The 12,375-nt window shown below is 58.9% G+C and carries 11 protein-coding genes; 5 read left to right on the forward strand and 6 right to left on the reverse strand.

Annotated elements, in window-relative coordinates; genetic code table 11:
* Positions 1-243: 243 nt before the first annotated feature.
* Complete coding sequence (locus CCGE525_RS11585; protein ID WP_120704377.1) at positions 244-2,142, reverse strand: L,D-transpeptidase family protein; 1,899 nt, start codon at positions 2,140-2,142, stop codon at positions 244-246.
* 418 nt (positions 2,143-2,560) lie between these two features.
* On the opposite strand from CCGE525_RS11585, the gene fumC reads away from it, so the two are divergent.
* Positions 2,561-3,952: a class II fumarate hydratase gene (fumC, locus tag CCGE525_RS11590; protein ID WP_120704378.1), complete on the forward strand. Its 1,392-nt coding sequence runs from the start codon at positions 2,561-2,563 to the stop codon at positions 3,950-3,952.
* A 60-nt stretch (positions 3,953-4,012) separates the two neighbouring features.
* Here fumC and CCGE525_RS11595 read toward each other — a convergent pair whose 3' ends face one another.
* On the reverse strand, positions 4,013-4,249 hold the full coding sequence (locus tag CCGE525_RS11595) for a hypothetical protein (protein ID WP_120704379.1): 237 nt from the start codon (positions 4,247-4,249) through the stop codon (positions 4,013-4,015).
* 241 nt (positions 4,250-4,490) lie between these two features.
* Here CCGE525_RS11595 and CCGE525_RS11600 point away from each other — a divergent pair, with 241 nt between their 5' ends.
* Positions 4,491-6,098: a fumarate hydratase gene (locus CCGE525_RS11600; RefSeq protein ID WP_120704380.1), complete on the forward strand. Its 1,608-nt coding sequence runs from the start codon at positions 4,491-4,493 to the stop codon at positions 6,096-6,098.
* Positions 6,099-6,292: 194 nt separating this feature from the next.
* Complete coding sequence (locus CCGE525_RS11605; RefSeq protein WP_120704381.1) at positions 6,293-7,360, forward strand: GGDEF domain-containing protein; 1,068 nt, start codon at positions 6,293-6,295, stop codon at positions 7,358-7,360.
* Positions 7,361-7,420: 60 nt separating this feature from the next.
* Here CCGE525_RS11605 and CCGE525_RS11610 read toward each other — a convergent pair whose 3' ends face one another.
* Positions 7,421-8,029 carry a pyridoxamine 5'-phosphate oxidase family protein gene (locus CCGE525_RS11610; protein WP_120704382.1) on the reverse strand — a complete coding sequence of 203 codons (609 nt, stop codon included), beginning with the start codon at positions 8,027-8,029 and terminating at the stop codon, positions 7,421-7,423.
* 58 nt (positions 8,030-8,087) lie between these two features.
* Positions 8,088-9,062 carry an alpha/beta hydrolase gene (locus CCGE525_RS11615; RefSeq protein WP_120704383.1) on the reverse strand — a complete coding sequence of 325 codons (975 nt, stop codon included), beginning with the start codon at positions 9,060-9,062 and terminating at the stop codon, positions 8,088-8,090.
* Positions 9,063-9,107: 45 nt separating this feature from the next.
* On the opposite strand from CCGE525_RS11615, the gene CCGE525_RS11620 reads away from it, so the two are divergent.
* Positions 9,108-9,593, forward strand: coding sequence for a MarR family winged helix-turn-helix transcriptional regulator (locus CCGE525_RS11620; RefSeq protein ID WP_120704384.1), 486 nt, complete (start codon positions 9,108-9,110; stop codon positions 9,591-9,593).
* Here CCGE525_RS11620 and CCGE525_RS11625 read toward each other — a convergent pair.
* Entirely contained in the window at positions 9,587-10,786 is a 1,200-nt protein-coding gene (locus CCGE525_RS11625; RefSeq protein ID WP_120704385.1) for a low temperature requirement protein A, read from the reverse strand. The two genes, CCGE525_RS11620 and CCGE525_RS11625, sit on opposite strands and share 7 nt — an antisense overlap.
* A gap of 21 nt (positions 10,787-10,807) precedes the next feature.
* Entirely contained in the window at positions 10,808-11,182 is a 375-nt protein-coding gene (locus CCGE525_RS11630; RefSeq protein ID WP_120704386.1) for a gamma-butyrobetaine hydroxylase family protein, read from the reverse strand.
* Positions 11,183-11,299: 117 nt separating this feature from the next.
* Between CCGE525_RS11630 and moaA the strand changes: the two genes are divergently transcribed.
* Positions 11,300-12,367, forward strand: coding sequence for a GTP 3',8-cyclase MoaA (moaA, locus tag CCGE525_RS11635; protein ID WP_414129249.1), 1,068 nt, complete (start codon positions 11,300-11,302; stop codon positions 12,365-12,367).
* Positions 12,368-12,375 lie beyond the last annotated feature (8 nt).

Raw genomic sequence — 12,375 nt, forward strand, 5'->3', positions numbered from 1 at the left:
ATGGCACTTGTCGGTGCTATCGACGGATTGCTTGGCAGCTCATTGCTATCCCGCTTTGACGTCCCTTGTGGCGCTTAAGAATGGCGGATCGAGACGAAGGAATAGCGCCGGCTAACGGTAGGCCAGCCATTTATTTGTCGACGCCAATCGCGACGCTCAACCTCCATCGCGCTTGGGCTGTGCTTAAATGACAAAAAGGCGGCCCAATGGACCGCCTCTCGCCATTCTTGGTCTCACCCTAAATCAAATCTGTGCGGCGCGCGCCTTGGTCGTCGCGTCGAGCGCCTTCTGCGTCGCAGCATCGCGATCGTAGACGTCGTTGAAATACTGCACGACGCCGTCCTTGTTCGGCCAGGCAGTGAAGTACGCGATGTAGATCGGGAACTTCTGCGGCACCGGCACGGCATGGTTCTGGCCGGTGGCGATCTGCTTTGCGATTTCGTCTTCCGTCGTGTTCAGCACGGCAGCGGCCATGGCGCGGGGTTCGGCAAGGCGTACGCAACCGTGGCTGAGCGCACGCATATCCTTCTTGAAGAAGCTCTTTTCCGGCGTGTCATGCATGTAGATCGCATGCGAATTCGGGAAGAGAATCTTCAGTTCACCCAGCGCATTGTCGCTGCTTGGAGGCTGGCGAACGGAGACATTCTTGGTCGAGCCATACCAGTCGACGCTGGACGACGCGACGGCACGGCCGCCGACTTCGACCTGATAGCCCATGCGGTCGAGATAGTTCGGATCGGCACGCAGCTTCGGCAGCATTTCGTTGATGATAATCGACTGCGGAACACCCCAGAACGGGTTGAACTCAACGGTCTGGATCTGGTTCTCAAAGAAGAACGTCTGATGCTGCTTGCCGCCCACGACAACACGCATCGACAGTTGTTCCTGATTATTGTTGTGATAGTAGACCATGAAGGCCGGCTGGTTGATGAAGACGTAGCGCGGGCCGAGCTCGTCCGGCAGCCAGCGCAACTGCTCCATCGCGATGACCAGCTTCTGGATCTTCGCGTCGTTATTTTCGCCGACCATGGCGCGCACCGAAGACTGGCCGATGACGCCGTTGGACGTCAGGCCTTTTTCCTTCTGAAAGTCTTCGACCAGCGAGACGAGGTCCGGCGTATAGTCCGGCGTGCCGCTGTAGGCAGCAAGCGTGACGGCGTTCTTGACCTTCAGCGCATCCGAACCGCGTTGCTGGATGGCTTTGACGATGTTGGCCATCTCCGGCGAGCTGCCGCCGGGCTTCAGGATGCCGTTCAATGAGATGGAGATATGGGCATCGTTGCCGCTTTCGCCGCGAAGCTTGGCAAGCTCTGCCTTCAGCTCCATGAACTCCTGGTTCGAAGGGCTGCGGCTATTGAGATAGGCAGCAGCGTCCGAGCTTGCTTGCAGCAGGCCCAGAACCGGCGTCAGATCGACGTCCTTGCGTTTGAAATCGTGATAGCCGGAGATCTTGTTCGGGTCGAGACGGCCGCGGACCGTATCCTGAACGAACATCAATACCTTGCCGGAAAGTGCAAGCTCGAATTGCATCAAGGCGCGGTCGCGCATCGTCGGATCGACGCTTGCCGGATCGAAGCTGGGCGCCTGGACGGCATAGTCGGCCGGGTCGAGGCCAACCGAGCCGGCATCTGCCAGAACAGCCATGGCGGCCTTCGCCTTGTCATTGATGACATTGTCGGCCACCCAGACGAGCGGCTTACTCTGGTCGGCGTAATAGGCCTCGAGCGCCTTGGCGATGTCATTGGTCGCCATCACACGAGCGTCGGTCAAGAAACGACGCTGCGAAGCGCTGGTATCGACGGCAACCGGCGTCGTCGACGCATCCGCGACAGCCCCGGTCACCACCGGATCGGTGAAACGATTGGATGCCACGAGACGCATGGGCTCAGGCTTGTAGGTATAATATTTGGGCGCGCTGACCGTGGGGAGCGGCTCTTTCGTCTGCGCCGGCGCGTCGGCGCCAAGGCCCGGCTGACCGCGACTGGTGGTGAGCGGTGCGGAGACTCGCGTGCTCTCCTGGCGCGCCTGGCCGCCGCGAATAAAGTCCATGAGGGTCATGGCGTTCGCGGATGTCGCGCCCACGGCGGAGATGCAGCAGGAAAGCGCCAGAACGGATGCTGCGGCTTTAGTGACAAGTTTCATTCTCTAATCAGTCCCCGTATCATGCGGTAGCCTCGAGACAGACGGCGCTGTTTTCAGTTCAACTCGGCCACGATGTTCGAAACATCGTTTAACCATTAGAATTAAAACGGCCAGACCCCGCCTTTCGTTCAATGCCTCAACTTTGTGTGACAAAGCCGAAGCATCATTTGAGGTTTAGTCGACACAAAATTATGAAATTATTAGTTAATTTTTTATTGAATTTTCGCGCGGTTTTTGAGTGGCAATAAAGACGCTCTGAAGAATATCTATCGAGCGTGTTAAAAAGAACACGGCCTTCCTTACCGTCCGGAAAACATGACATCGATGCTCATGAAATCCCTCGTTCGCTGTTTTCTTGAGCATCGTTCGGACCTATATGACAACCATCCATTTCAACGGAAAAGCAGGATCAGACATAATGACCGCCACCCGCACTGAAACCGACACTTTTGGCCCGATCGAAGTGGCAAGCGACCGCTATTGGGGTGCACAGGCCCAGCGCTCGCTCGGCAACTTCAAGATCGGATGGGAGAAACAGCCGCTGTCGATCGTACGCGCCCTCGGCATCGTCAAGCAGGCCGCCGCACGTGCGAACATGGAGCTTGGCCAGTTGGACCCCGCTCTCGGAAAAGTGATCGTCGAAGCGGCTCAGGAAGTCATCGACGGCAAGCTCAATGAGCATTTTCCGCTGGTCGTCTGGCAGACGGGCTCCGGCACGCAGTCGAATATGAATGCCAATGAGGTGATCTCCAACCGCGCGATCGAAATGCTGGGCGGCGTCATGGGCTCCAAGAAGCCGGTGCATCCGAACGACCACGTCAATATGAGCCAGTCGTCGAACGACACTTATCCGACGGCGATGCACATCGCCTGCGCCGAGCAGATTGTTCATCACTTGCTGCCAGGCCTTAAACATCTGCATGCGGCGCTGGAAAAGAAGGTCGCCGACTTCGCTAATATCATCAAAATCGGCCGCACCCATACGCAGGACGCCACGCCGTTGACCCTCGGCCAGGAGTTTTCCGGCTACGCCGCGCAGGTCGCCTCGGCTATCAAGCGCATCGAACTGACGCTGCCGGGCCTTTGCGAACTCGCCCAGGGCGGCACGGCCGTCGGAACCGGCCTCAACGCGCCGATCGGTTTTGCGGAAAAGGTGGCGGACGAGATCGCAGAGATCACCGGCCTGCCCTTCGTCACCGCGCCGAACAAGTTCGAGGCGCTGGCCGCTCATGACTCCATGGTCTTCAGCCACGGTGCCATCAATGCCGCAGCCGCAGCTCTCTTCAAGATTGCCAATGATATCCGCTTGCTCGGCTCCGGTCCTCGCTCCGGCCTCGGTGAGCTGGCTTTGCCGGAAAACGAACCGGGTTCGTCGATCATGCCGGGGAAGGTCAATCCGACACAATGCGAAGCTATAACGCAGGTTTGCGCCCACATCTTCGGCAACAATGCCGCGCTGACATTCGCCGACAGCCAGGGTCATTTCGAACTGAACGTCTACAATCCGATGATGGCTTATAACTTCCTGCAGTCGGTCCAATTGCTGGGCGACGCCGCCGTCTCCTTCACCGACAATTGTGTCGTCGGCATCGAAGCGCGCGAGGACAATATCAAGGCTGGCCTGGAGCGTTCACTGATGCTGGTGACGGCGCTGGCGCCGAAGATAGGCTACGACAACGCCGCCAAAATCGCCAAGACGGCGCATAAGAACGGTACGACGTTGAAGGAAGAGGCTTTGGCGAGTGGGCTGGTTTCGGCGGAAGATTATGACGCGATCGTCCGGCCGGAGACGATGATCGGGCCAAAGTGAATTCTGCGAAGTTTGAAGACGCTTCCGGTGTTTTTGCCGGAAGCGCGCCCTCTGCGATGATTAATGCACCGACGCGGTGATCGGCCTGTAGTGGACAGGTGTGCCGTCGCCCGGCTGTTCCGGGATCATGTCAGCGGGGGTCAGGACATCGGCCGGGTTGATCGACGCCATGATTTCCTTGTGAAAGGCATGCTGCAAATAGCCGTTGTGAGTGAGCGCCAGCATGCTTACCCCGACAACCGCGGCGGCAACCGCCAGCGGTGAAATGTGGTGGTGATGATTGTGGGAGATATCCATGATCTCGACCCTTATTTCAGGCCTGTTCAGGCACTTCGCCCGGCCCTTTCACACAAAATGTGCTCCTTGCTGACCGTTCTCTCAAGAGCGCGATTTGAGCACCAATTGTCTACGGGACATTGACAATCACATCTTCCGAAATTCAGTTGCGGCATCCAGCCAATTGCATTTGGACCTTGCCGGATTTAGACCGTTCGCAAACGTCTCTTCCGCCACATCACGGCATTGAAAGGTCCCCCGCATGGCTGATGATCTCTTTCCCCTCGGCGACGACGCCACCCCCTACCGCAAAATTTCCGGCGACTATGTCTCCGTCGATACGTTCAAGGGTCAGGACATCCTGACAGTCGATCCCGAGGGTATCCGACTGCTTGCCGAAACGGCCTTCGCCGATATCAACCACCTGCTTCGCCCTGGTCACCTGCAGCAGCTTGCTTCCATCCTCGAAGACCCCGAAGCGACCGATAACGACCGCTTCGTCGCCTACGACCTGCTGAAGAACGCCAATATCGCCGCAGGCGGTGTGCTACCCATGTGCCAGGACACCGGCACCGCGATCATCATGGGGAAAAAAGGCCGTCGCGTCTGGACCGAAGGCGGCGATAGCGCTGCTCTGGCGAAGGGCGTTCTCGACGCCTACGAGAAGAAGAACCTGCGCTATTCGCAGCTCGCGCCCATCAAGATGTTCGAGGAAAAGAATACCAAGAACAACCTTCCCGCCCAGATCGATATCTATGAGGAAGGTACCGATGCCTACGAATTCCTCTTCGTCGCCAAGGGCGGCGGTTCGGCCAACAAGACGTTCCTCTATCAGGGCACGCCGTCGCTGCTCACCCACGACCGCATGTTGGATTTCCTCAAGGAGAAGATCCTGACGCTCGGCACGGCAGCCTGTCCTCCCTACCACCTGGCAATCGTCATCGGCGGCACTTCGGCCGAGATGAACCTCAAGACGGTCAAGCTCGCCTCGACAAAGTATCTGGACTGTCTTCCGACGGAGGGCTCCGAAAGCGGGCATGCCTTCCGGGATATCGAAATGGAAAAGGAAATCCATAAACTGACCCAGAGCCTCGGCGTCGGTGCGCAGTTCGGCGGTAAATATTTCTGCCATGATGTCCGCGTCATCCGCCTGCCCCGCCATGGCGCTTCACTGCCGATCGGCCTCGGCGTCTCCTGTTCCGCCGATCGTCAGGCCAAAGGCAAGATCACTCGCGACGGTATCTTCATCGAGCAGCTTGAAACCAATCCGTCGAAATATATGCCCGAAATCGACGAGGCCAAGCTTTCCGCATCGGTGGTCCGCGTCGACCTCAACCGGCCGATGGCCGACATCCTGGCGGAGCTGTCCCGGCATCCGGTCAAGACCCGGCTGTCGCTGACCGGCACCATCATCGTCGCCCGCGACCTGGCGCACGCGAAAATCCGCGAGCGCCTGGAAAAAGGTCAGGACATGCCGGACTACCTGAAAAACCACCCCGTCTACTATGCCGGCCCAGCCAAAACGCCGGCGGGCTACGCCTCCGGTTCATTCGGCCCGACGACGGCCGGACGCATGGACAGCTATGTCGACCAGTTCCAGTCCTTCGGCGGCTCGATGGTGATGCTCGCCAAGGGCAACCGCTCGCGCGCCGTGCGCGAAGCCTGCAAGGCACATGGCGGCTTCTATCTAGGCTCGATCGGCGGCCCGGCCGCGCGCCTCGCTCAGGACTGCATCAAAAAGGTTGAGGTGCTGGAATATCCGGAACTCGGCATGGAAGCGGTCTGGAAAATCGAGGTCGAAGACTTCCCCGCCTTCATCGTCATTGACAATAAGGGCAACGACTTCTTCCAGGAGCTCAATCTCGGCTGAACTTCGTCACCGGAACAGACAAAAGGAAGGCGCCGTCCCGGCGCCTTTTCTGTAAGTGTCTCTATATTATAATGAAATTAATTCTCAGACCAACTTACATATAAGATTTTAGGTTCATTGCCTTAATCTTTTTCAAAGGATCTTAGGCTAACTACAAATAGTGCTTTTACTAAATCATTTTATGGAGTTCGCCGATGAGTACGGTAGTTGCGCCCAAGGCGCAAGTTCCCGACGTGGCAGGACAGATTACCTATGCCATGCGATCCATGGGGGTCGCCCCGATTCCGCGCAATTATGAACTTTTCTACGAAGCCTATATTGGTTCTAACCCCGCCCTGACGCGCGAACTTGCCGCACTCGGCAGCAATGCTACGCAAGAGGAACTGGACGCACTCGGTGCTCAGCATTTCGCCCACCATGCAGGCCGCGTTTTCGATGACGCCCACGCCCGCCTGATCACTGAACTCGACGGCGTGCTGCGCACGCTGCGGCAGGAACAAACCTCGCTGGAAAGCTACAACCGGCTGCTCGGCGAAACCTGTGAACGCATCACGTCCAAGAACAACAACAGCGCCGATCTGCTGCGCAGCGCCATCGACTTCCTGGCGGAAGCAACCGGCGACACCATGGCGCACGGTGAAAAAACCGTGGAGAACGTCACCCAGCGCAGCCAGGAAATGGACCAGGTGCGCAAGGAACTGGACGAATACAAGCGCATCGCCAATACCGACTCTCTGACGCGGCTCTCCAATCGCCGCGCCTTCGATGATCGCCTGGCCGCTATCTTCGACAATCAGATGGCCCGCCCAGTGACGGCGCTGGTGCTAGCCGATATCGACCATTTCAAGAAGATCAACGACACATACGGCCATCCGGTCGGCGACAAGATCCTCGCCACCGTCGCCTCCCTCATCCGCGCCAATGTCCGCCGCGAGGCCTTCGTCGCTCGCACCGGCGGCGAGGAATTCGCGCTGATCCTAGAAGGCAATACGCAGGAGGAGGTCATGGCGATCTGCGAGCGCATCCGCCGTGCGCTGGAAGCAACACCGTTCAAGAACTCCCGCACCAAGGTCAATTACGGGCCGATCACTATCTCTCTCGGCATCTGCATGGCCTCGGAAGCTGCAGATCCCGGTGAACTCTACAGCAAGACCGACATCGCGCTCTATTGTGCCAAGAATGCCGGCCGCAACTGCAGCTATGCCTACCAGGACGGCATGCAAAAAGATTTCACCAAGAGCTGGCTGATCTACAAAAGCTAAAACCAGAGCGAATGCCAATCCGCCGGCGCGGCCTTCCTTAGGCGCGCCGGCGGATTTTTGTCACCACATGGTCTTGGCCGCTCGCGCCGGCCATTCGCGGTCATAGGTCTCCTGATCGAAATCGCCCTTCGCCGCCTTCAGCAGCATGCCGGGCGTCGGCAGGCTTGCCGGATCGACCAATGTCTCCGCCTTCCAGAGTTCGGCACGCATCACCGCCCGCGCGCATTGAAAATAGACCTCGTCGATGGTGATCACCACGACACTGCGCGGATGCTTGCCCTCCATCTCGAAACTCGCCAGCAGGCTTTCCTCGATGGAGACGACCGCACGGCCATTGAGGCGCATGGTGGTGTTCGAGCCCGGGATCAGGAACATCAGCGCAATGCGGGGATCCCTGACGATATTGGCCAGCGAATCGACGCGATTGTTGCCGCGCCAATCGGGAAGCAGCAGCGTCTTGTCGTCTTGTACGCGCACCACGCCGCCGATATCGCCGCGCGGTGAGCAATCCAGGCCTTCCGGGCCGACCGTCGCTAGCGCCATGAAGGGCGATGCCTCGATCATCTGGCGATAGAGCGGGGTCAGCATATTTGTCACCTTGGCAATCGATGCCTCGCCGGCGCCCCCGTAAAGTTCATTCAATTCTTCAACAGAAGTGATGATCCGCATGCTGCCTCACGTCTTTTTGATCCAGATACTGCCGGGTTAGACGCAAGGCGTGACGTTGCTATGACACGCGCCGCGCCGGCGTCCGAAGAAACGATATCACCGTTTCACCGTCAGTTTCGAGCGCATTTTCTCGCCCCGCGGACGCCGGTGTTTCCGCCAGGAATTCGCCGATCGCCTCCAGCACGGGGGCGGCGCTGACGATGCGGCGATGGCCGAAGCCGTTCGCCCAGAGGAGGCGAACATGGTCGCCGGCGGCAGCATAGGTGCGGGCATGATCGGCGCTGACTTCCTTGTCGTCCTCGGCGTGAATGACAAGCACTGGCTTGGCGAGGTCGCGAACGCCACGCCCGGCATTGTAGTCCTCGAGTCTTCTACCGGTGACATGACCAACCTCCGCCTCAAGTACTGCCTGTGTCGCGGGATCAAGCTCCATCAGCCTGCCGAAATCGGCAAACAACCAAGCCATCGCACTCGGCGCACCGATCAACACCAGGCGGCCGGGCAGGACCGGCTCGATACCGGGCAGAAAACCAGCCGCGGCAATTGCGATGGAAGCGCCGCCGAACGAATGGCCGACGGTGGCATCGAATGCGCCGAATCGCTCCGCCGCGGCAGCTATCGCCGAAACGGCGAGGCGCACATTGAGAAAGCGCCCCAGCGAGCGGCCATGGCCCGGCAGATCGAGCGAGATTACCTCGGCACCGGCACTAGCGAGAAAGGCGGTGAGCTCGGACACATATTCACTGCTGGAGCCCCAGCCATGCACGACAAGAAAGCGCTTGCGCCGGCCCTTGGCGCCGCCGTTGAAGCGATATGCCATCGCCCGTCCGCCCTGAAAGGGCAGCATGACCTCCTCGGCGGAACTCAGACGCGCCCTGCCCTCCGCATACGCGGCCTCCGCCTTGGCGCCCCGAGGCCGCCGCGACGGTGTCAGACAGAAAAGTTTGAAGGCAGCCTTGCCGGCAAGTCGCGGCGAAATCCGGCTGAGACTGGACAAGCCCAGCCGGGTGACCTTAAGCGCAAAGGATGGCATAGTGGGAATCCAATAATGTTCAATCATGAACAATAAAGTACAACGATGAACAAAAATCAATCCCTGCCCTGGGACCATCCGCGTTTTCGCAGCTGGATCGCCGTTGCCCGCGCCTGCCAACTCATGCAACAGTCGCTCGGCCGGGCGCTCGTCCATCTCGACATCAAGCCGCCGCATCTCGACATTCTCGTCAATCTCTTCCGTTTCGAGGGCATTTCGCAGCAGGAGTTGGCCCGCAAGCTGCTGGTCGGTCGCTCCAACATGAGCATGCTGTTGCCGCAAATGGAAAAACGCGGTCTGATCGAACGCCGGGGGGACAAGCACGACAAGCGTGTATTGCGGCTCTATTTGACCTTGGAAGGCCGGCGCGTGACGGAAGAGGCCATGGCCATTCAGACCGATCTCATCGACCGTATGCTCTCTGACGCACCACTCGATGAATGTGACATCATGACGGCGCATATGGAACGCATCGTCAGCCTGTTGCTGCGGGAAGAGCGTGAGCCTGCGGAAGCAGTCGGCGATCAGTGATTGCTCGGCGGCCGGGCCAACGGCACCGCACGGGTCAGCGAGGCGAACTCCCATATCGCCACGACGATAAGTACGGCCGTGGCAAGGATACCGAGCTGGTAGACATCGACCTGAGAGACCGCGAGAACCAGTAGTGCCAGCCCCGCAAGGCCCACAAAATGCGACAGCGGCGGCCGTCCTGTTGTCGCCCCTTTGAACCAGAGATTGCCAATGAGGAACACCGCCGGCCCGCCAAGGATCGCCGCGCCCGCACGCATGTCGGCTTGGTCATGCGGATGGGAGAATAGGAACTCATTGCCGACGACGCTCAGGATGATGCCGGCAAGAATCGGGATATGTGCATACGTGAAAGCCTGCCGCGCCAAACTGCCGGGTGTTTCGTCCTGTTCGATGCGATGGGCCGCACGTTCATGGCCGAACTGGAAATAGATCCACCACATGGCGACCGTACCAACGAAGACCGTAATGAATACCGTGACGATCAGCGGTGAAAGCGGCAGTTCGGCAAATATCTTGCCGGCCTGCAGGATCGACTCGCCAAGGCAGATGATGATGAAGAGCGCGCAGCGCTCGGCAAGATGCGCGCCGGAAACATCCCAATCCGACGTGCGCGACTTGCCAAGCCCGGGAACCGCGAAGCCGAAGGCAGGCGCGGCATATTCGATCGCCAGCGCGGCCAGCCATAGCGCCACGCGTGTCTCGCCTTCCATCAAGACGCCGGCGACCCAGAAGACGCCGGACAATATCAGCCAGCAAGTGATGCGAATGAAATTGCGATGATTGGCAGGGCTAACATCCTTGAGAGCATAGACTGTGAACAGCGAACGCCCAACCTGCATGAACACATAGGCGCCGGCAAAGAAAATGGCTTTCTCAGCAAACGCATCCGGAATCGATGCCGAGAGAACGAGTCCGGCAAACATCAGGACGAAGAGCATGATGCGCACCGGCATGCGGTCGGGATCGAGCCAGTTCGTTACCCAGGCAGTGAAAATCCAGACCCACCAGACGGCGAAAATCAGCATGCCGGCTTCGAGCGCGCCGAGAGGCGTGAAATGATCGCCGAGCGCATGCGAAAGCTGCGAGATCGAGAAGACGAAAACGAGGTCGAAAAACAATTCGACGAAAGACACCCTGCTTTCGCTTTTGCTGCCTTTGGCGCGCAGCCAGCTTCCCGGATCGCCACCTGCCATGCCTACCCCCTTACGCTAACGCTAATGCGGTTTGCCGGCCACGTCGCGGCTCAAGCCTTTTTCTTTCAGTTCAGCCTCATAGGCCGCGAAAAGCTCCGGGCCCTTTTCGCCGAGTTCACGTAGATAGGCCCAGGTGAAAATGCCGGTATCGTGCATGTCGTCAAAGCCGATGCGCACCGCGTAGTTGCCGGTCGGCGTCATCGACATGATCCCGACATTTCGTTTGCCCGGCACGGTGATCTTCTGCCCCGGTCCATGGCCCTGCACCTCGGCTGATGGCGAAAGGACGCGCAACATTTCCGCAGACAGGTCGAAGCTCGTGCCGTCGTTAAAGCTCACCACCAGACGATGGCGGTCCTTCGATACTCTCAATTCCGTGGGCCAGACGTCGCTCATCGATTTCCCTATGCGTTTCAATGCGTATCCGGAGAAGTAGGCCGCGACCCTTTCACGCGCAAGAGCATTCGAAAATGCATTTCCCTTGACGCAACAATCGCCTATGCACACATTAACATGACAACGGAGGTTTTCGTGAACAGCATTGTTGGCACGATAGACAACGGATCGCCGCTGGTGGCGGATGCATCACCGATGATCGACCCTTTCGGGCGGGCGGTCACCTATTTGCGCGTCTCCGTGACCGATCGCTGCGATTTCCGCTGCACCTATTGCATGGCGGAACATATGACGTTCCTGCCGAAGAAGGATCTGCTGACGCTGGAAGAGCTGAACCGGATCTGTTCCGCCTTCATTGCCAAAGGCGTCCGTAAGATTCGGCTGACCGGCGGCGAGCCGCTGGTGCGAAAGAACATCATGTTTCTGGTACGGGAACTCGGCAAGCGGGTTCAAAACGGCGACCTTGACGAGCTCACGCTGACCACCAATGGCTCGCAGCTCTCCCGTTATGCCGAAGAACTCTATGATTGCGGCGTGCGCCGCATCAACGTTTCGCTCGACACGCTCGATCCCGCTAAATTCCAGGCCATCACCCGCTGGGGCGATTTTTCCAAGGTGATGGAGGGTATCGACGCTGCGCAGAAGGCCGGTCTGAAGATCAAGCTCAATGCCGTCGCGCTCAAGGATTTCAACGAGGCGGAAATTCCCGAACTGCTGCGCTTCGCCCATGGCCGCGGCATGGATTTGACCGTCATCGAGACGATGCCGATGGGCGAGGTCGAGGAAGATCGCACCGATCGGTACCTGCCGCTCTCCAAGTTGCGCGCAGATCTCGAGCGGCAATTCACGCTCACCGACATCCCCTACAAGACCGGCGGCCCGGCCCGTTATGTCGAAGTCGCCGAAACCGGCGGCCGCCTCGGCTTCATCACGCCGCTCACCCATAATTTCTGCGAGAGCTGCAATCGTGTCCGTCTGACCTGTACAGGCACGCTTTATATGTGTCTCGGGCAGAACGACGCCGCCGACCTACGCACGGCGCTCCGGGCCAGCGAAGATGATACGCTTGTCTACGCCGCCATCGACGAGGCCATTACCCGCAAGCCGAAGGGTCATGATTTCATCATCGACCGCACCCATAACAGACCAGCTGTTGCTCGACATATGAGCGTCACGGGCGGCTGATTTCGGCC

This window comes from Rhizobium jaguaris (assembly GCF_003627755.1).
Taxonomy (GTDB): domain Bacteria; phylum Pseudomonadota; class Alphaproteobacteria; order Rhizobiales; family Rhizobiaceae; genus Rhizobium; species Rhizobium jaguaris.